Source organism: Stenotrophomonas sp. FR024, assembly GCF_047500745.2.
Taxonomy (GTDB): Bacteria; Pseudomonadota; Gammaproteobacteria; order Xanthomonadales; family Xanthomonadaceae; genus Stenotrophomonas; species Stenotrophomonas maltophilia_A.
Genome location: NZ_JAXAXM020000013.1, coordinates 87,162 through 104,257, shown reverse-complemented (window position 1 = coordinate 104,257; position 17,096 = coordinate 87,162). Strand labels below are relative to the sequence as shown.

At 67.9% G+C, this 17,096-nt stretch carries 17 protein-coding genes and 2 tRNA genes; 2 read left to right on the top strand and 17 right to left on the bottom strand.

Annotated elements, in window-relative coordinates; genetic code table 11:
* Window positions 1-148 precede the first annotated feature (148 nt).
* From ACMZ91_RS15090 to ACMZ91_RS15065, 6 genes are all read right to left on the bottom strand, one after another.
* The gene (locus ACMZ91_RS15090) at window positions 149-1,354 is read right to left on the bottom strand and encodes a CynX/NimT family MFS transporter (protein WP_149909175.1); all 1,206 of its coding nucleotides are present in this window, start codon (window positions 1,352-1,354) and stop codon (window positions 149-151) included.
* Between the two features lie 222 nt (window positions 1,355-1,576).
* Window positions 1,577-1,653, bottom strand: a tRNA-Pro gene (locus tag ACMZ91_RS15085).
* Window positions 1,654-1,793: 140 nt separating this feature from the next.
* A tRNA-Pro gene (locus ACMZ91_RS15080) sits at window positions 1,794-1,870 on the bottom strand.
* Between the two features lie 55 nt (window positions 1,871-1,925).
* Window positions 1,926-2,042: a cytochrome bd-I oxidase subunit CydX gene (gene cydX / locus ACMZ91_RS15075; RefSeq protein WP_005410354.1), complete on the bottom strand. Its 117-nt coding sequence runs from the start codon at window positions 2,040-2,042 to the stop codon at window positions 1,926-1,928.
* Window positions 2,043-2,100: 58 nt separating this feature from the next.
* On the bottom strand, window positions 2,101-3,252 hold the full coding sequence (gene cydB, locus ACMZ91_RS15070; protein WP_014647773.1) for a cytochrome d ubiquinol oxidase subunit II: 1,152 nt from the start codon (window positions 3,250-3,252) through the stop codon (window positions 2,101-2,103).
* 15 nt (window positions 3,253-3,267) lie between these two features.
* On the bottom strand, window positions 3,268-4,857 hold the full coding sequence (locus ACMZ91_RS15065; RefSeq protein ID WP_005410352.1) for a cytochrome ubiquinol oxidase subunit I: 1,590 nt from the start codon (window positions 4,855-4,857) through the stop codon (window positions 3,268-3,270).
* Window positions 4,858-5,085: 228 nt separating this feature from the next.
* On the opposite strand from ACMZ91_RS15065, the gene cydD reads away from it, so the two are divergent.
* Window positions 5,086-6,831, top strand: a complete 1,746-nt coding sequence (cydD, locus tag ACMZ91_RS15060; RefSeq protein ID WP_049460748.1) for a thiol reductant ABC exporter subunit CydD — start codon at window positions 5,086-5,088, stop codon at window positions 6,829-6,831.
* Window positions 6,828-8,501 (top strand): thiol reductant ABC exporter subunit CydC, encoded by a 1,674-nt coding sequence (cydC, locus tag ACMZ91_RS15055; RefSeq protein ID WP_414578578.1) that lies wholly within the window; start codon window positions 6,828-6,830, stop codon window positions 8,499-8,501. The genes cydD and cydC overlap by 4 nt, the downstream gene beginning before the upstream one ends.
* Window positions 8,502-8,592: 91 nt before the next feature.
* Here cydC and ACMZ91_RS15050 read toward each other — a convergent pair whose 3' ends face one another.
* The 11 genes from ACMZ91_RS15050 to ccmA all read right to left on the bottom strand — a co-directional run bounded on the left by ACMZ91_RS15050 (window position 8,593) and on the right by ccmA (window position 16,960).
* Complete coding sequence (locus ACMZ91_RS15050) at window positions 8,593-8,937, bottom strand: DUF1294 domain-containing protein (RefSeq protein WP_049401133.1); 345 nt, start codon at window positions 8,935-8,937, stop codon at window positions 8,593-8,595.
* Window positions 8,938-10,050 carry a homoserine O-acetyltransferase MetX gene (metX, locus tag ACMZ91_RS15045; RefSeq protein WP_049460753.1) on the bottom strand — a complete coding sequence of 371 codons (1,113 nt, stop codon included), beginning with the start codon at window positions 10,048-10,050 and terminating at the stop codon, window positions 8,938-8,940.
* Between the two features lie 148 nt (window positions 10,051-10,198).
* Window positions 10,199-11,188 (bottom strand): tetratricopeptide repeat protein, encoded by a 990-nt coding sequence (locus tag ACMZ91_RS15040; protein WP_414578510.1) that lies wholly within the window; start codon window positions 11,186-11,188, stop codon window positions 10,199-10,201.
* Window positions 11,182-11,631, bottom strand: a complete 450-nt coding sequence (locus ACMZ91_RS15035; protein WP_032129419.1) for a cytochrome c-type biogenesis protein — start codon at window positions 11,629-11,631, stop codon at window positions 11,182-11,184. Before ACMZ91_RS15035 ends, ACMZ91_RS15040 begins: the two co-directional genes overlap by 7 nt.
* Window positions 11,632-11,635: 4 nt before the next feature.
* On the bottom strand, window positions 11,636-12,253 hold the full coding sequence (locus ACMZ91_RS15030) for a DsbE family thiol:disulfide interchange protein (protein WP_414578508.1): 618 nt from the start codon (window positions 12,251-12,253) through the stop codon (window positions 11,636-11,638).
* An 8-nt stretch (window positions 12,254-12,261) separates the two neighbouring features.
* A complete protein-coding gene (locus ACMZ91_RS15025) occupies window positions 12,262-14,181 on the bottom strand; it encodes a heme lyase CcmF/NrfE family subunit (protein ID WP_414578506.1) in 1,920 nt (639 codons plus the stop codon).
* Complete coding sequence (ccmE, locus tag ACMZ91_RS15020) at window positions 14,182-14,643, bottom strand: cytochrome c maturation protein CcmE (RefSeq protein WP_414578504.1); 462 nt, start codon at window positions 14,641-14,643, stop codon at window positions 14,182-14,184.
* The gene (locus tag ACMZ91_RS15015; protein ID WP_032129786.1) at window positions 14,640-14,828 is read right to left on the bottom strand and encodes a heme exporter protein CcmD; all 189 of its coding nucleotides are present in this window, start codon (window positions 14,826-14,828) and stop codon (window positions 14,640-14,642) included. Before ACMZ91_RS15015 ends, ccmE begins: the two co-directional genes overlap by 4 nt.
* Window positions 14,825-15,595 carry a heme ABC transporter permease CcmC gene (gene ccmC / locus ACMZ91_RS15010; RefSeq protein ID WP_414578502.1) on the bottom strand — a complete coding sequence of 257 codons (771 nt, stop codon included), beginning with the start codon at window positions 15,593-15,595 and terminating at the stop codon, window positions 14,825-14,827. Before ccmC ends, ACMZ91_RS15015 begins: the two co-directional genes overlap by 4 nt.
* Before the next feature lie 43 nt (window positions 15,596-15,638).
* A complete protein-coding gene (ccmB, locus tag ACMZ91_RS15005) occupies window positions 15,639-16,334 on the bottom strand; it encodes a heme exporter protein CcmB (protein WP_032129785.1) in 696 nt (231 codons plus the stop codon).
* Window positions 16,331-16,960 (bottom strand): heme ABC exporter ATP-binding protein CcmA, encoded by a 630-nt coding sequence (gene ccmA, locus ACMZ91_RS15000; protein ID WP_032129784.1) that lies wholly within the window; start codon window positions 16,958-16,960, stop codon window positions 16,331-16,333. The genes ccmB and ccmA overlap by 4 nt, the downstream gene beginning before the upstream one ends.
* Window positions 16,961-17,096: the final 136 nt, after the last annotated feature.

Sequence of the window (17,096 nt, the reverse complement as noted above, 5' to 3'; positions counted from 1 at the left end):
CGGCGCTGCCGCCCCCATGCCCGATGCCGGCACGCGGCAAGGATGGGCATTCGTGGGCACTATCCGCCCGGAATTGTCAGCCCGGCGTCAAAATGCGCAGACGGGCTGACGAGCGGTAGGTGGGGCCGGTTGCGAGGCCCCACGTGGCTTACCAGAGGTCTTCCAGCTTGCGCGGCTTGCAGGCCACCCAGGAGGCGCACAGCATCAGGGTGGCGCAGCCGAACAGGAAGCTGAATGGGATCGTCCAGCCGTCGCTGACGGTGTGCAGCCAGCCGACCAGGAACGGCCCCAGGCAGCTGAAGCTGTAGCCCACGCCCTGCATGAACCCGGACAGCGCGGCCGAGCCGGTGGGGGTGCGGGTGCGCAGGTTGATCAGGGTCAGCGCCAGCGGGAAGGTGGACGGACCGACGCCGAGCAGGCAGGCCCACAGCAGCGGCGCCTTCATCGGGGCCACAAGCAGGCCGGTGAAGGCGATCACGAACGAGAAGAAACCGATCAGCACCAGCGGGAACGGGTTCTGCAGGCGCACCGCCATCGACGGAATGACCAGCGACGGCAGCAGGCCCAGTGCCGAGAACACGGCGACCATCACGCCGCCGAACGCGGGCGTGCCACCGGCCTCGACCACGATGCGCGGCAGCCAAGTGAACATCGAATAGGTCATCAGCGAGGTCATGCCGAACATGAGCGTCATGCTCCAGCCCAGCGACGTGCGCCAGACCTTGCCGTGCGGCTGTGCGGTGGGGTCGGTGGCGTCGGCCTGCGGCTTCGGTGCGTGCCTGGCCAGCAGCAGCCACGGCAGGGCGGCGGCCAGCGCCAGCAGCGCCCACATGCCCAGCGACACGCGCCAGCCCGCAGCATTCGCCACCGGCACTGCCAGCAGCGCCGGCAGCATCGTGCCCAGCTGCAGCACGCTGATGTACAGCGTGCTCATGGTGCCAACCTTGTTGGCGAAATAGCGCTTCACCAGCGGCGGCACCACCACGTTGCCGATGCCCATGCCGGCCAGTGCAACCACCGAACCGAGCAGCAGCGTGCCGACGTTGCCGGCGCTGGAACGCAGCAGCAGGCCGGCCATCGCCATCACCATCGCCAGCAGCGTGGTGCGTTCCAGGCCCAGGCGCCGCGCCAATGCCGGCGTGGCCACGCCGAACAGCGCGAACGAGGCGGTCGGCAGCATGCCCAGCACGCCGGTCATGGTGGTGCCGAAGCCGAACTGCTGGCCGAGCACGTCCAGCAGCGGGGTGATCGAGGTGACCGCAGTGCGCAGGTTGACCGCTGCCAGCAGGATCGCGGCAAACGCGAGGACACGACCGTGCAGCAGCGACGGCGAATCGGAAGGGGAGGAACTCATCGGTGGTCCTTGCAGGTGTCGCACGCCGCAGCAACGGCATGCAGCGCCGGCATCGGTCTACGCCGAAGCGGCAGGTGGGGGGGGGGGCTGCAGGAGGGCCGGCAGCGCGGCCATTGTACGTGCGCTGCGCGGCAAGGTCCCGTCACGCGGGCGGCCTGGCGCTTGATACAAAAAAACCCGGAGGACAGTGATGTCTTCCAGGCTTCTTGGTGACCACCGAAGTGGTCGGGGAGACAGGATTCGAACCTGCGACCTCTACGTCCCGAACGTAGCGCTCTACCAGACTGAGCTACACCCCGAAGGGAGCCGCCTATTCTAGCGATTCACCCCGATGGCGGCAAGGGGGGAATGCTGTTTTCTGCACACTGCCGAAGCAGTGCCACTTCAGGGAACAAAAAAGCCTGGACGATTTCACCAGGCTTCAATGCGACCACTTAAGTGGTCGGGGAGACAGGATTCGAACCTGCGACCTCTACGTCCCGAACGTAGCGCTCTACCAGACTGAGCTACACCCCGAAGGAGCCGCCTAAGATACCGTGTGAAGGCCAAGGCGGCAAGGCTTTTTTACAGCTCAGCGACGATTTTCCTTCTCGATGCGGTTCTGCTCGCGGGCTTCGAACCACATGCCGTTGAGGATGGCCACCGTCGAGGCGAGGCCGGCACCGAGAATCCAGGCGAAATACCACATGATCAGTCTCCTTCATTCCGGGTAGGTGCCGACCGTTGGTCGGCACACGTGCAAGCAATCAATACGCGTTCGGGTTGTTGCCCATCTCTTCGGTGGTGGTCTTGCCCTTCAGCACGCGGTACACCCAGGTGGTGTAGGCGAGGATGATCGGCAGGAACACCGCCGTGGCCAGCAGCATGATCCACAGGGTCAGGTGGCTGGACGAGGCGTCCCACACGGTCAGGCTGGAGGTGGGCTGGCTCGAGGACGGCAGCAGGAACGGGAAGATCGCAAAGCCGACGGTCAGGATGATGCCGGCGATGGCGGCCCCCGAGGCGATGAAGGCCAGGCCGCCGCGACGGGCCCGCAGCAGTACCGCACTGGCCAGCAGGCCGGCCAGGCCGAGCAGCGGGGCCAGGATCGTGGCCGGCATCGTGCTGTAGTTGCGCATCCAGCCGCCGGCGGCGCCCAGTTCAGCAGTCTTCAGCAGCGGATTGGTGGCGCCATCGGTGACCACCTGCGAGGTGATCTGGTAACCCGGCAGGCCGAAGGCCACCCAGGCGCCACCGACGGCGAACAGCACAAAGGCGATGATCGCGGCGATGCTGCCGAAACGGGCCGCACGTTCGGCCACCGGGCCGTCGGTCTTCAGCACCAGCATGGCGGCACCGTGGGCGACCAGCATCGACACGCTGAGCAGGCCGGCCAGCAGCGCGAAGGGCATCAGCAGGCCGAAGAACGAGCCGGTGTAGAAGATGCGCATGCTGTCATCGAAGTGGAACGGCACGCCCAGCACCACGTTGCCCACCGCCACGCCCATGATCAGCGCCGGGATGAAGCCACCGATGAACAGCGCCCAGTCCCAGGTGTTGCGCCAGCGCTCGCTGGGCATCTTGCTGCGGAACTTGAAGCCGACCGGTCGCAGGATCAGCGCGAACAGGATCACGAACATCGCCAGGTAGAACCCGGAGAAGCTGACCGCGTAGAGCGGCGGCCATGCGGCGAAGATCGCGCCGCCGCCCAGGATCAGCCACACCTGGTTGCCTTCCCATACCGGACCGATGGTATTAATCACCAGCCGGCGCTCAGCGTCGTTGCGGGCGACGAAGGGCAGCAGGGTGCCCACGCCCAGGTCGAAACCATCCATCACGGCGAAACCGATCAGCAGGATGCCGAGCAGCAGCCACCAGATCACGCGCAGCGTGGTGTAGTCCAGAAGAATGAAATCCATCTTGGTTCTCCTGCCTCAGGCCTGGCCGGCGGCCGGCGCCGAGGCATTGTGGGAAGCATGCGGCTGGGGCGACTGCAGTGACGGCAGCACCTCGTCCGGACCCTTGCGGATCGCCTTGAGCATCAGCTTGATCTCGACCACGATCAGCGCGGTGTAGATGGCAGTGAAGCCGGCCAGGGTCAGCACGATTTCATGCAGGGCCAGCCCCGATGCTGCATAGAAGGTCGGCAGCACGCCATCGACCGCCCACGGCTGGCGACCATATTCGGCCACGAACCAGCCGCACTCGATCGCGATCCACGGCGCCGGCAGCGTCCACAGGGCCAGCTTGAGGAACCAGCGCTTGTCCTGGAAATTGTTGCGGCAGGAGTAGTAGAAGGCCAGGGCGAAGAAGGCGATGAGGTAGAAGCCCAGGCCGGCCATCACGCGGAAGGTCCAGAACAACGGCATCACGCGCGGCACCGTGTCCATCGCCGCCTGCGAGATTTCCTGCGGGGTGGCGTTGAGGATGTCATCGCGATAGCGCTTGAGCAGCAGGCCGTGGCCCAGGTCCTGCCAGTGACGGTCGAACATCTCGCGCGCTTCAACGTCGTTCTTGTTGGCGCGCAGGCGTTCCAATGCACCGTAGGCCAGCTGGCCGCCACGCACGCGGTGTTCGGCGCGCTCGACCAGTTCCAGGATGCCGGGAATCGGCTGGTTCAACGAGCGGGTGGCGATCAGGCCCATCAGGTAGGGGATCTTCACCGCGTAGTCGTTCTGGTGGGTCTCCTGATTCGGGATGCCGAAGGCGGTGAAGTCGGCCGGCGCACGCTCGGTCTCCCACATCGCTTCGATCGCGGCCAGCTTCATCTTCTGGTGTTCGCTGGCGGCGTAACCGCTCTCGTCACCCAGCACGACCACCGACAGCGATGACAGCAGGCCGAACGCCGCGGCCACCGCAAACGAACGACGGGCCAGGTCCTTGTGCTTGTTGCGCAGCAGGAACAGCGCGCTGATCGCCATCACGAACACCGCACCGGTCACGTAGCCAGCGCTGACGGTGTGCACGAACTTGGCCTGCGCCACCGGGTTGAACACCACCGCCATGAAGTCGACCACTTCCATGCGCATGGTTTCCGGGTTGAACACCGCACCGGTCGGGTTCTGCATCCAGCCATTGGCCACCAGGATCCAGATCGCCGACAGGTTGGTCCCCAGCGCCATCAGCCAGGTCACCATCAGGTGCTTGACCTTGCTCAGGCGGTTCCAGCCGAAGAAGAACAGGCCGACGAAGGTGGCTTCCAGGAAGAACGCCATCAGGCCTTCGATCGCCAGTGGCGCACCGAAGATGTCACCCACGTAGTGGCTGTAGTAGGACCAGTTCATGCCGAACTGGAATTCCATGACGATGCCGGTGGCAACGCCCATGGCGAAGTTGATGCCGAACAGGACGCCCCAGAACAGGGTCATCCTGCGCCAGATCTCCTTGCCGGTCATCACATACACGCTCTCCATGATGGCCACCATGAAGGACAGGCCGAGGGTGAGCGGTACGAATAGGAAGTGGTACATCGCGGTCAGCGCGAATTGCAGCCGCGACAGTTCTACGACTGTCTGATCAATCATGGCCTGGCTACCTCGTTGGATAGTGCCGTTGCAGGTGGCGGGAAGGGTGGTCTACGGGGTGAATGATGTGACCGACTACTTCAAACAGCCTTGATCCAGATCAATGTATGAATGGGTATTCAGGAGGATCGTATGCCAACCCGATGAAGACTGCGACCGCCGGCCGCAGGGGGAGGCTGTTGCCTGCGCCTACAATGCCGTGTCTCCCCTGTTACCCGTGAAGACCCCTTGAGCGCTGCCGAAACGACCCCTGACGGCCTTTCCCCGGAAGCCGAAACGACCCGCCAGCGGCGTGCCCGCACCGCCTGGCTGGCCGATCTTGCGCGCTCCGCTCGAGGTCGCCAGCGTCTGGCGGCGCTGTGCATCAGCCTGTCTGGCGCGCTGCTGATCGGCCAGGCCGCTGCCATCGCCTGGCTGGTGCAGCAGGTGCTGGTGGAACGCGCACCGCTGGCGTCGGGCCTGCCGGTGCTCGCTGGGCTGGCGGTGATCCTGGTGCTGCGCACGCTGCTGGGCAGCGCCACCCAGGCGGCTGCCGGTGATGTGGCCGATGCTGCGCGGTTGGCGCTGCGCGAGCGTGTGTTCGCGCGCCTGCTTGGGCATGGGCCGCTGTGGCTGCGCCAGCGCCGCACCGGCGAGCTGGGCGAACTGATGCTGCATCACGGTGATGCGATCGAGAGCTATTACAGCGGCTTCCTGCCGGTGCGCACCGAAGTGGTGGTGGTGCCGCTGCTGATCCTGGCCGCAGTGGCCTGGGTGGATTGGGTGGTGGCGCTGATCCTGCTGTTCACCGCACCGCTGGTGCCGTTCTTCATGATGCTGGTGGGCTGGGGCGCTGAAGCCGCCGGCCGTGCGCAGCTGGGCGAGCTGGCGCGGATGAGCGGCCACTTCGCCGACCGCATCAAGGGTCTGGGCCTGCTGCGCCTGTATGGCCGCGGCGAGGCCGAACTGGACGGCATCGCGGCCGCCGCTGAAGGCGTGCGCGTGCGTACGATGAAGGTGCTGCGCATCGCCTTCCTGTCGTCCACGGTGCTGGAATTCTTCGCCTCGGTGAGCGTGGCGATGGTTGCGCTGTACCTGGGCCTGAGCTATCTGGGCCTGATGACGCTGCATGCAGCAGTGCCGACGCTGGGCGCTGGGCTGTTCTGCCTGCTGCTGGCGCCGGAGTTCTACGCGCCGCTGCGGCGGCTGGCCGCGCACTACCACGACCGCGCCAACGCGCTGGCCGCTGCCGCCGAGGTGGAGCGCCTGCTGCAGTCGCTGCCCGATGAGCAGGGCCTGATCGAGAACGAGATCGCGCCGCTGGCGGTGGAGCCGGCCGAGGCCGCATTGCCGCCGCTGCAGGCGCAGGGCCTGGTGCTGCGCCCGTTGGGCGCGCCGCACGACGTGCTGCAGCATCTGGATGTGCTGCTGGAACCGGGCCAGCGCCTGGCCCTGGTCGGCCCCAGCGGATCCGGCAAGAGCACGCTGCTGGAGGCACTGGCCGGATGGTTGCCGCCGCGTGCCGGCAAGCTGCAGCTGCGTCCCGGCGTGCAGGTGGCCTATGCCAGCCAGCGGCCGTACCTGTTCCACGGCAGCATCGCCGACAACCTGCGCCTGGCCGATCCCGGTGCCAGCGATGCGCGGTTGCGCGCAGTGGCCGAGGCCTCGCAGGTGCTGCAGTTCGCGCAGCGCCTGCCGCAGGGGCTGGATACCGTGATCGGCGAGCGCGGCTTCGGCCTGTCCGGTGGTGAAGCACGCCGCATCGGCCTGGCCCGCCTGCTGCTGCGCGACCCGCAGGTGCTGCTGCTGGACGAACCCACTGCGTTCCTCGATGCCGATACCGAAGCCGCGCTGCTGCGCAGCCTGGCCGCCTATGCACGTGGACGCAGCGTGGTGGTCGCCACCCACAGCCCTGCGGTGATCGCGTGGGCTGACCGTTGCCTGCTGTTGCCGGAAGGCCGCCTGGTCGAGCCGGCACAGGCGGTGCGCGCATGAGCCGTTCGCCTGATTCGCTGCGCGCGGTGTTCCTGCGCCATCGCCCGCGCCTGCTGCTGACCGTGCTGCTGCTGTGGATCACGATGCTGGCTGGCACCGCCCTGCTGGGCCTGTCCGGTGGCTTCCTGACCGCCGCTGCGCTGGCCGGTGCGGCCGGGCTGGCGCAGGGCTTCAACTTCTTTTCGCCGTCGGCCGGCATCCGCGGCCTGACCATGGCGCGCATCGTGTCGCGCTACTTCGAGAAGCTGGTCGGCCACGATGCCACGCTGCGCATCGCCCGCGACCTGCGCGTGTGGTTCTTCCGCCGCGCGCTGCCACTGGCACCGGCGCGGCTGGGGGCCACGCGTACCGGCGAACTGCTGGCACGCCTGCTGGGTGACATCAATGAGGTGGATGGCCTGCTGGTGCGTGCGATCGGGCCGCTGGTGGCGCTGGGTGCGCTGTCACTGGTGGCGATCGCCTCGGCCGCTGTGATCCTGCCGTCTGCGGCGGTACTGCTGGCGGTGCTGGCGCTGCTGATCGCCTTCGGTGTGCCGTGGCTGGGCGTGCGCGGTCGCGACGATGAGGAAGCCGACCGTGCCGCGCATCGTGCTGCCCTGCGTACCGCAGCCTTCGAAGGACTGGAGGGCGCGGGTGATCTGGCCGCGTTGCATGCCGATGCAGCGTGGCAGTTGAAGGTGCGCGTGGCGGCCAAGCAGCTGGCTTCGCGGGATCGTCGTCGGCGCTGGCGCCTGATCGCGGCCTCGACCCTGCATGGCCTGGTCGCCGGGCTGGGCCTGGTGGCGATGCTGGCGTTGGCCCTGCATGCGGCCGAACAGCAGCGCATCGCGCCGGAAATGGCGGCGGGTCTGGTGTTCCTCACCGTGGCACTGATCGAACTGTGGGCCGGCATGGGCCTGGCCTGGCAGTCGCTGCAGTCCGGGCGCATCGCCGCCGATCGCCTGCAGGCCATCGTCGAGCAACCGCCGACGGTGGAGGACCCGCAGGCGCCGCAGGCGGTGCCGCAGGCCGCGCGCGTGCATTGGGATGACGTGCACTTCCAGTGGCCCGGTGCGGCGCGGCCGGTGTTGTCCGGCCTGCAGCTGACCCTGGCGCCGGGCGAGCGGATCGCGATTCGCGGCGACAGCGGCAGTGGCAAGACCACCCTGTCGAGCCTGCTGCTGCGGTTATGGGATCCGCAACAAGGACGGTTGACCTACGGGGGCCGCGACCTGCGTGATTTCGCCCAGGGCGACTGGCACCGGCAACTGGCGTGGCTGCCGCAGAACGCGCCGGTGTTTGCCGGCAGCGTGGCCGAGAACCTGCGATTGGGTGATCCCGATGCCAGTGACGCCGCGTTGTGGGTGGTGCTGCGTCGCGTGCGCCTGGGTGAGTGGGCCGAGCGCAACGGTGGCCTGCAGACCTGGGTGGGCGAGAACGGCGCGACGATGTCGGCCGGCCAGGCACGACGCCTGGCGCTGGCGCGCGCGCTGCTGCGCAATGCGCCGATCCTGCTGCTGGACGAACCGACCGAAGGCCTGGACGTGGATACCGCGCGCGCGCTGCTGCAGGATCTTTCCGGATTGCTGGACGGGCGCAGCCTGCTGATGATCACCCACGACGACCTGCCCGACGGCGTGGTGGATGCGCAGTACCGGTTGCGTGATGGGGGAGTGGTGCGCGAAGCGTGAATGGTAGTGCCGGCCGCTGGCCGGCAACCTCATGGCGCTTGATATGGATACGCAATTGCCGGCCAGCGGCCGGCACTACCCATTCGAAGGGTTACCGCGAGAACTCGCGCAGCATCACCGCGATCGAGGCCACGTTGGCCAGCACGCACAGCCAGAACACCCACTGGAATCCGGCTTTGCGATGCTTGTGGCGGAACAGCGCCTGGCCCAGCAGCGCGCCCGGCCAACCGCCGGCAAAAGCCAGCAACTGCAGTGTGCGCTCGGGAATCCGCCACTGCTTTCGCTGCGCCGCGCGCTTGTCGTGGCCGTACAGGCCGAAAGACACCGCGCTGGCGAGCAGGCACCAACCGCCCAGCCACAGCGGCAGCACGCCGCTGACCGTCAGTGCGATCAACGCACCGAATGCGGCCAGCGCGAGGTTACGCCGCCATGCCACTTACAGCGCGTCGAGGAAGCCGCGCACGGCCGGGCCGAAACGCTCGAAATCGACGAGGAAGGCGTCATGGCCCTGCGGCGACTCCAGGCCGATGAAGCGCGCATCGGCACCGCCGGCGCGCAGGCCGTCGGCGACCTGTTGCTGCTGCTGCACCGGGAACAGGATGTCGGTGTTGGCGCCGATCGCCAGCGCCTTCTCCACCCGGATCTTCGCCAGCCCGGCCAGCACATCACCGTCGGCGTATTCGGCCAGGTCGAACCAGTCCATCGAGCGGCTCAGGTAGAGGTAGCAGTTCGGATCGAAGAAGCGCACGAAGCGCCGGGCATGGCCTTCCAGGTAGCTTTCCACCTGGAATTCCAGGCCGAACGGATCGTCGTCGGCCTGGTCCGAATCCAGCCGCACGCGGCCGAAGCGGCCATCCCATTCCAGTGCCGAACGGTAGGTGATCACGCCCAGCTTGCGCGCCATGCGCATGCCGGACTCGGGATACTCGGCATCGTCGTAGCGACCACCATTCCAGCGCGGATCGAGACGGATCGCCTCGCGCTGCAGCGAGCGGATCGCGATCGAGAACGGCAGTGCCTGCGCACTGCCGGAAATGTTGACGTGGCTGCGCGCAATGCCCGGGTGCAGCATCAGTACCGCGAGTGCGGTCATGCCGCCCATTGAATTGCCGACCACGCAGGCCAGCTGTTCGATGCCCAGGGCACGCACGACTTCGATGGCGGCGCGTGCGCCGTCTTCGATCGACAGCTCGGGGAAGTCGAGGCGATACGGTTGGCCCGTGGCCGGGTTGAGCGAGGCGGGACCGGTCGAGCCCTTGCAGCTGCCCAGCGAGTTCACGCACACCACGAACCAGCGGTCGGTATCGATCGGCTTGCCGGGGCCGACCATGCCTTCCCACCAGCCCGGTGCCGGGTTGGCCTCGTTGGCTGCCGCGTGTGCATCCGGCGAGAGGCCGGTCACGATCAGGATCGCGTTGCTGGCGTCGGCCGCCAGTGTTCCCCAGGTCTCATAGGCCACGCGCGCGCCGTGCAGGGCGCCGCCGCGCTTGAACGGGAAGGGCGAGGGCAGGGCGTGGAAGCGGGTGCCGGGCGGGATGAATTCGGTCATGCAGGCATTCTAGCGGGGCCGCATGTGGAGCTGGCGACACGCTGGTTTCCATCGGTGATGCAGGTAGTGCCGGCCGCTGGCCGGCAACCTCGCAGGCGCATCACGATTCATGAGGTTGCCGGCCAGCGGCCGGCACTACCGCGGCGCGTTACGGGAAGCGCAGCTCCACAACACCGTCGTGGGGCAGGCTCACCTTCACCGGTACGCTCTGCAGGTCATCCTCGCTGCGGTTGGCGCTGCCGGTGCGCGAGATGCGTGCCTGCACTTCCACTTCGCGATGGGCCGACAGCGGTGCGGTTGGCATCGGACTGTCTCCGTCGCCCAGCCCGACCGTGGCCGGGAATCCGGCCAAGGGCAGCTTGCGTGCGGCCACCGGCATCGGCGGTCCACCCACGGCGCGGGCCAGCACGAATACCTGGGTGCTGGCCGGCCACTCGGTGCCCTTCAACGCAGGCAACTGCACGCGCACCTGCAACAGCGCCGGTGGCGCCGCAACGGTTGCATCTGACGGTTGACCGGCGGCTTCACGGGCGATGGCGATCTGCGCCTGCAGCGCCTGCGCGGCGCCGGGCTCAAGCCGTGGCAGCAGGCCGCTCCACACATCTGCGGCCTCGGCATTCTTTCCGCGCTGGCGCAGGGCGATCCCCAGCAGCCAGCTGGCACGCTCGGCATCGGGCGCCAGCGCACGCGCCTGCTGCAGCCAGGCCATCGCGGTGCCATCGAACTGCTTGCCGGCATCGGCCTGCGCACGTGCCTGCGCCGCTTCCACCAGCACGCCGGGGTCTTCCGGGGCGAGAGCGGCAGCACGTGCGAAGGCATCCGCTGCGGCGGCGGCGTTGCCCAGCTCGGCCTGCGACCGGCCCAGCAGCGCCCAGCCATCGGCTCGCTGCGGGTCTCGCTTCAGTGCATCCTGCAGGGCCTGCACACCATCGCGCAGGGTGGCTACCGACGGGGTCGGTCGTACCTGTGCTGCACGCGGATCACCAACCAGCAGATACAGGCAGGCACCGGCCACGCCCAGCGCGAGCACGCCCACCACGAAACCGCGGCGACCGTGGTGGCGCAGCGGCCACAGCACCAGCGCCGCCATCAGTGCGGCCACCAGTCCAGCCAGCATCGGCAGCCAATGGCTCACCATCCGTCTCCTTCATCGGTCTTGCTGGCGGGGGCGGCAGCAACCGTGCGGCCACGGCGGCGGACGATGCCCAGTACCACCAGCGCGCCGGCGCCCAGCACCAGCAGCGGACCGCCCCACAGCAGCCAGGTGCCCGGCTGCAGAGGCGGTTGATAGAGCACGAACTCACCGTAGCGGGCGACCAGGAACTGCTTGATCTGTGCGTCGTCGCGGCCCTGCTGCATCAGCTGCAGCACCTCGCGGCGCAGGTCCTGCGCGATCTGCGCGTTCGAGTCGGCCAACGACTGGTTCTGGCACTGCACGCAGCGCAGCTGCGCGGCCAGGTCGTGGAAGCGGCGTTCTTCGGCGCCATCGCGGAACTGCAGTGGCTGCGGATCATGCAACGGCTGCTGTGCCAGCACGGCCAGGGGCAGCATCAGAAGCAGCAATGCCAGCAGCCAGCGCATGGGCTCAGGGCGCCGTGCGCAGCGTGCTGCCGGCATTGCCCTGGGCCTTCTCGATCTTCTCCAGTGCCGGGATCAGCTTCTCGTCGACCACGCGCTGGGTCATCGCACCGCTGTACTTCCAGCGCACGACGCCGCTGCCATCGACCAGGAAGGTCTCCGGTGCGGCGGTCACGCCCCAGTCGATCGCGGTGCGGCCTTCCACGTCGCTGAGCACGACCATGAACGGGTTGCCCAGCTGTTCCAGCCAATGCAGGGCATCGGTCGGTTCATCCTTCCAGTTGTAGCCGATCACGCGCACGCGCTTGCTCTCGGCGAAACGGGTCAGCACCGGGTGTTCCTCGCGGCAGGCCGCGCACCAGCTGCCCCACACGTTCAACAGGTAAGGCGCGCCGCGCAGTTCGTCGCTGTGCACGATCATTTCCGGGTCGTGCAGCACCGGCAGCGCGAACGCCGGCGCCGGCTTGTCGATCAGCGCCGATGGCAGCACGTCGCGCTGCGGATCGCCCGATTTCATCACCCCGTAGATCATCAGCCCGAGCAGGCCGAAGAAGAACAGCACGCCGATCACGATGGCTACCGGCGGCAGCGGGCGGGAGGGGCGCGGGGCGGGGGACTCGGACATGGAAACTCCTACGGACGACGGAAGCGGCGGTCGGCGGCGGTGATGAATCCGCCCAGGGCCATCAACAGCGCGCCCAGCCAGATCCAGCGCACGAACGGCTTGATGTGCACCCGGACCGCCCATGCATTGTTGCCCAGCGGCTCGCCCAATGCCACGTAGACATCACCATCGAGGCGTGCATCGATGCCGGCCTCGGTCATCACCTGGCCGCCGCTGGCGTACTGGCGCTTTTCCGGATGCAGCAGGGCCAGCTCGCGGCCGTCGCGGAACACGCGCAGGTGGCCACGGTCGGCGATGAAGTTCGGTCCTTCACGATGGTCCACGCCCTCGAAGCGCACCTCGTGGCGGCCGACCACCACCTGTTGGCCCGGTGCCAGCGCCACTTCACGCTGTACGTTCAGGGCTTCCACCAGCAGCGCACCGGCCAGGAACACGGCGATGCCGGCATGGGCGACGATCATGCCGAGCATTTCGGCGGTGAAGCGGCCATTGCCGCGCAGTCGCTGCCAGACGAAGCGTGCGGTACCGAACCCGACCCAGACCGCAGCGGCGACACCAAGACCGGCCTTCCAGCCGTTCTGCGGCGCCTGCCACCAGGCCAGCGCACCCAGCAGCACCGCCAGCCCCAGCCAGGGTGCCAGCAGCGCGAACGCGCGCGAGGGCTGGTCGCGTTGCCACTTCACCAGCGGGCCGAACGGCAGCAGCAGGATCATCGGTGCCATCAGCAGCAGGAACAGGCTGCCGAAGTAGGGCGGGCCGACCGAGATCTTGCCCAGCGACAGTGCATCGGCCAGCAACGGATACAGTGTGCCGAGCAGCACCATCGCGCAGGCGGTGGCCAGCAGCAGGTTGTTGGCCAGCAGCAGGGTCTCGCGCGAGGTGGCGGTGAAGCCACGGCGCGGATCGTCGGCGTCCACGCTGAGCTGGCTGGCACGCAGCGCGTACAACAGCAGGCTGCCGCCGACCAGCACCGACAGGAACACCAGGATGAACAGGCCGCGCGACGGATCTGCAGCGAACGAATGCACGCTGGTCAGCACACCGGAGCGCACCAGGAAGGTGCCGAGCAGCGACAGCGCGAAGGCGGCGATCGCCAGCAGCAGGGTCCAGCTGCCGAAGGTGCCGCGCTTCTCAGTGACCGCCTGCGAATGGATCAGTGCCGCACCGACCAGCCACGGCATGAAGCTGGCATTTTCCACCGGGTCCCAGAACCACCAGCCGCCCCAGCCCAGCTCGTAATAGGCCCACCAGCTGCCCAGCGCGATGCCCAGGGTCAGGAAGCCCCAGGCGACGTTGGTCCACGGCCGCGTCCAGCGCAGCCAGCGCGCGTCGACGCGGCCTTCCAGCAGTGCCGCCACCGCGAATGCGAACGGCACAGCAAAGCCCACGTAACCGATGTACAGCATCGGCGGATGGATGATCAGGCCCGGGTCCTGCAGCAGCGGGTTGAGATCACGGCCTTCCAGCGGGGCCGGATTCAGGCGCAGGAACGGGTTGGAGGTGAAGATCAGGAAGGCGAGGAATCCGACGCTGACGATGCCCATCACCGCCAGTACACGCGCCTGCACCGGTGCCGGCAGGTGCCGCGAGAACAGCGCCACCGCGCCGGTCCACAGCGCCAGCACCAGTGCCCACATCAGCAGTGAGCCCTCGTGCGCGCCCCACACCGCCGAGTAGCGGTAGATCATCGGCAGCAGCGAATTGGAGTTCTCGGCCACGTAGCGCACCGAGAAGTCCTGCTGTACGAACGCAGCGGTGAGCACCGCGAAGGCGCCGGCGAGCAGCAGCAGCTGTGCGAAGGCGGCTGGCCGTGCCACCGCCATCCATGCGGCGTTGTTGCGCTGCGCGCCGACCAGCGGCAGGCCGGCCTGCAGCAGCGAGGCGAGCAACGCGCACAACAACAGGATCTGACCCAGTTCGGGCAGCACTCAGCGCACCTCGGGTGCCGTCACCGGCACGTCATGCTTGCGATGGGCGTCGCCCATCTTGTCGGCCACTTCCTTGGGCACGTACTTCTCATCGTGCTTGGCCAGCACCTCGTCGGCGACGAACACATCGTCCTGCAGGCGGCCACTTGCGACCACTGCGGTGCCTTCGGCGAACATGTCCGGCAGGATCCGCGACGTGGTCACCGCCAGCTGGGCATCGCCGTCGGTCACTTCAAAACGTGCTTCCAGCGAACCCACCGGGCGGTTGAAGGAGCCCTTCACCACCATGCCGCCCAGGCGGAACCGCGACTGCGTATCGACATCGCCGCGCAGCACTTCCGAAGGCGTGTACAGGTAGGCGATGTTGCGTTCCAGCGCCATCGCCACCAGCGCGGTGGCCAGCCCGGAGGCGAGCAGGGCCAGTAGTACCCAGACCAGGCGGCGACGTTGTACCGGCGTCATCGTTCCAGCTCCGTCGACAGCGGCGCCGCAGCGTCCTGTTTGACGGCGCGGGTCTGCTGCCGCTGCTGGCGTGCCAGCGCCAACCGGCGTGCCACGCGCAGGCGCAGCCACGAACCGATGGCATCGGCGCCGAGCACCAGCACGAACACGGCGTAGGCGCCGATCACATAGGGCAGGTGGGTCATGATTGGGCCTCCCCGGCCGCACGTGCGGCATCGACGCGACCAGCGACCCAGGCCTTGCCGGCCTCGCGGTCGAGATTGTCGGCGCGGGCCTTGGCCAGCACCGAACCAGCGAACCAGAACTTGGTGCCGATCACCATCCACCACAGTGGCGCGATCATCGCGCTGCTGATCGCCGATTCACCGAACACGTTGATCGACTGGCGTTGGTGCAGGCCGCCCCACCAGTCCACCGAATAGCGGATCACCGGCAGCAGGCTGACGCCGACGATGGCCAGCAGGCCGGCTGCGCGTGCGGCGCTGCGGCGGTCCTCGATGGCGTGATACAGGCCGATCACGCCCAGGTACAGGAACAGCAGCACCAGCTCGCTGGTCATGCGCGGGTCCCAGTCCCACCAGGTGCCCCAGGTGCCCTTGCCCCAGATGCTGCCGGTCAACAGGGTGATCAGGGTGAAGCCTGCGCCCATCGGCGCGCAGGCCATGGCCAGGATCTCGCAGACCTTGATCCGCCAGATCAGGGCGATGGCGGCATACAGCGCCATCAGCGCGAACACGAACAGGCTCATCCAGGCGCTGGGCACGTGGATGTAGAGGATGCGGAAGCTGTCCAGCTGCTTGGCTTCCGGCGGCACCACCAGCAGCGCCTGCCACATGCCGACCAGCAGCACCGGCACCGCCGCGAGGTAGAACACCCGCGACCAGCGGGCAGCGAATCGGTCGAACGTGGGGGGCGAACCGAGTTGGTGGAACCAGCGGACAATCGGATTCATGCGTGGCGGCTATCCAGCAGGGGTGGATTGGCTCTCAGCTCGGTCAACTCAGAGAAATACGTATTGCAGCGGCGGTGGCCAACGGAGCCAGCACCAGCGCGACCAGCAGGCCGGCGCCCAGCATCAGCAGCGCACCGACCGGATCCTGTCCGCGTCCCGCCGCTGCCAGGCTGCCTGCACCGAACACCAGCACCGGCACGTACAGCGGCAACGACAGCAACGCCACGAGAATACCAGAGCGCCGGATGCCTACGGTCAGTGCAGCGACCACGCCACCGATCAGGCTCAGCAACGGTGTTCCCAGCAGCAACGATGCCAGCAACATCGGCAGCTGGTCATGCGGCAGATGCAGCATTTCGGCCAGCAACGGGCTGACCACGATCAGCGGCAGCGCAGTGGTGGCCCAGTGCAGCAGCACGCGCACCAGCACCAGCCAGGCCAGCGGCACCGGCGCCAGCAGCCATTGCTCCAGCGAGCCGTCTTCGGCATCGGAGCGGAACAGTGAATCCAGTGACAGCTGGCCGGCCAGCAGCACGGCCAGCCACAGCACCGCGCCGGCGGTGGCGGCCAGTAGTTGCGGTTCGCGGCCCTGGGCGAGCGCGAACAGCACCACCACCAGCACCGCGAACAGCAGCGGCTGCAGCGCATCGCCGCGGCGGCGCCAGAGCAGGCGCAGGTCGCGCTTGAGCAGGGCCGCTGCGGTCTGCCACAGGCCCGGTTCGGTGCCTGGCGCGATCATGCGGTACCGCCGAGGTCGAGCTGGCGGGTACGCACCGGCGGTGCGGCATAGGCGCCGTGGGTGGTGACCAGTGCAGCGCCGCCGGCACGCAGATGCGCGGAAATCATCCGGTTGACCAGGGTGATGCCCTCCAGGTCGAGGTTGGCATAGGGTTCGTCGAGCAGCCACAACGGCGCCGGTGACAGCCAGATGCGTGCCAGTGCCAGCCGCCGCTTCTGTCCGGCGGACAGATGCCGAACGAGAGTGTCCTCATAACCGGCCAGGCCGACGATGGCCAGCGCGTTGCCCGGCATCTGCCGTGCGCGACGGCCGTGCAGGCCACACAGGAAATGCAGGTTCTCCAGCGTGTCCAGATCGGGCTTCAATGCGGGCAGGTGGCTGAGGTAGGCGACGTAACGCGCGCGCTCGGCATTGCCGGCCGGCCTGCCATCGATCTGCACCTGCCCGGCACCAGGCCGGGCCAGGCCCGCCAGCACGCGCAGCAGGGTGGTCTTGCCGGCGCCATTGCCGCCTTGAACCAGCAGGGCTTCGCCGGCGTCCACATGGAAGTCCAGCGGGCCGAACACCGGCTCGTCATTGCGGGAAAAGCTCAGGCCGCTGGCGGCCAGCAATGCAGGGGTGTTCAAGGGGCAAAGGTCTTCATGCCGGAGTGCGGCGGCAATTGTAGCGGTGAATTCACAGGGTAGTACCGGCCGCTGGCCGGCAGGTGCGACCCGGCGTCGCAGATCGTCCCAGGGGTGGCGGCCCCCGGCCCGCCCCAAC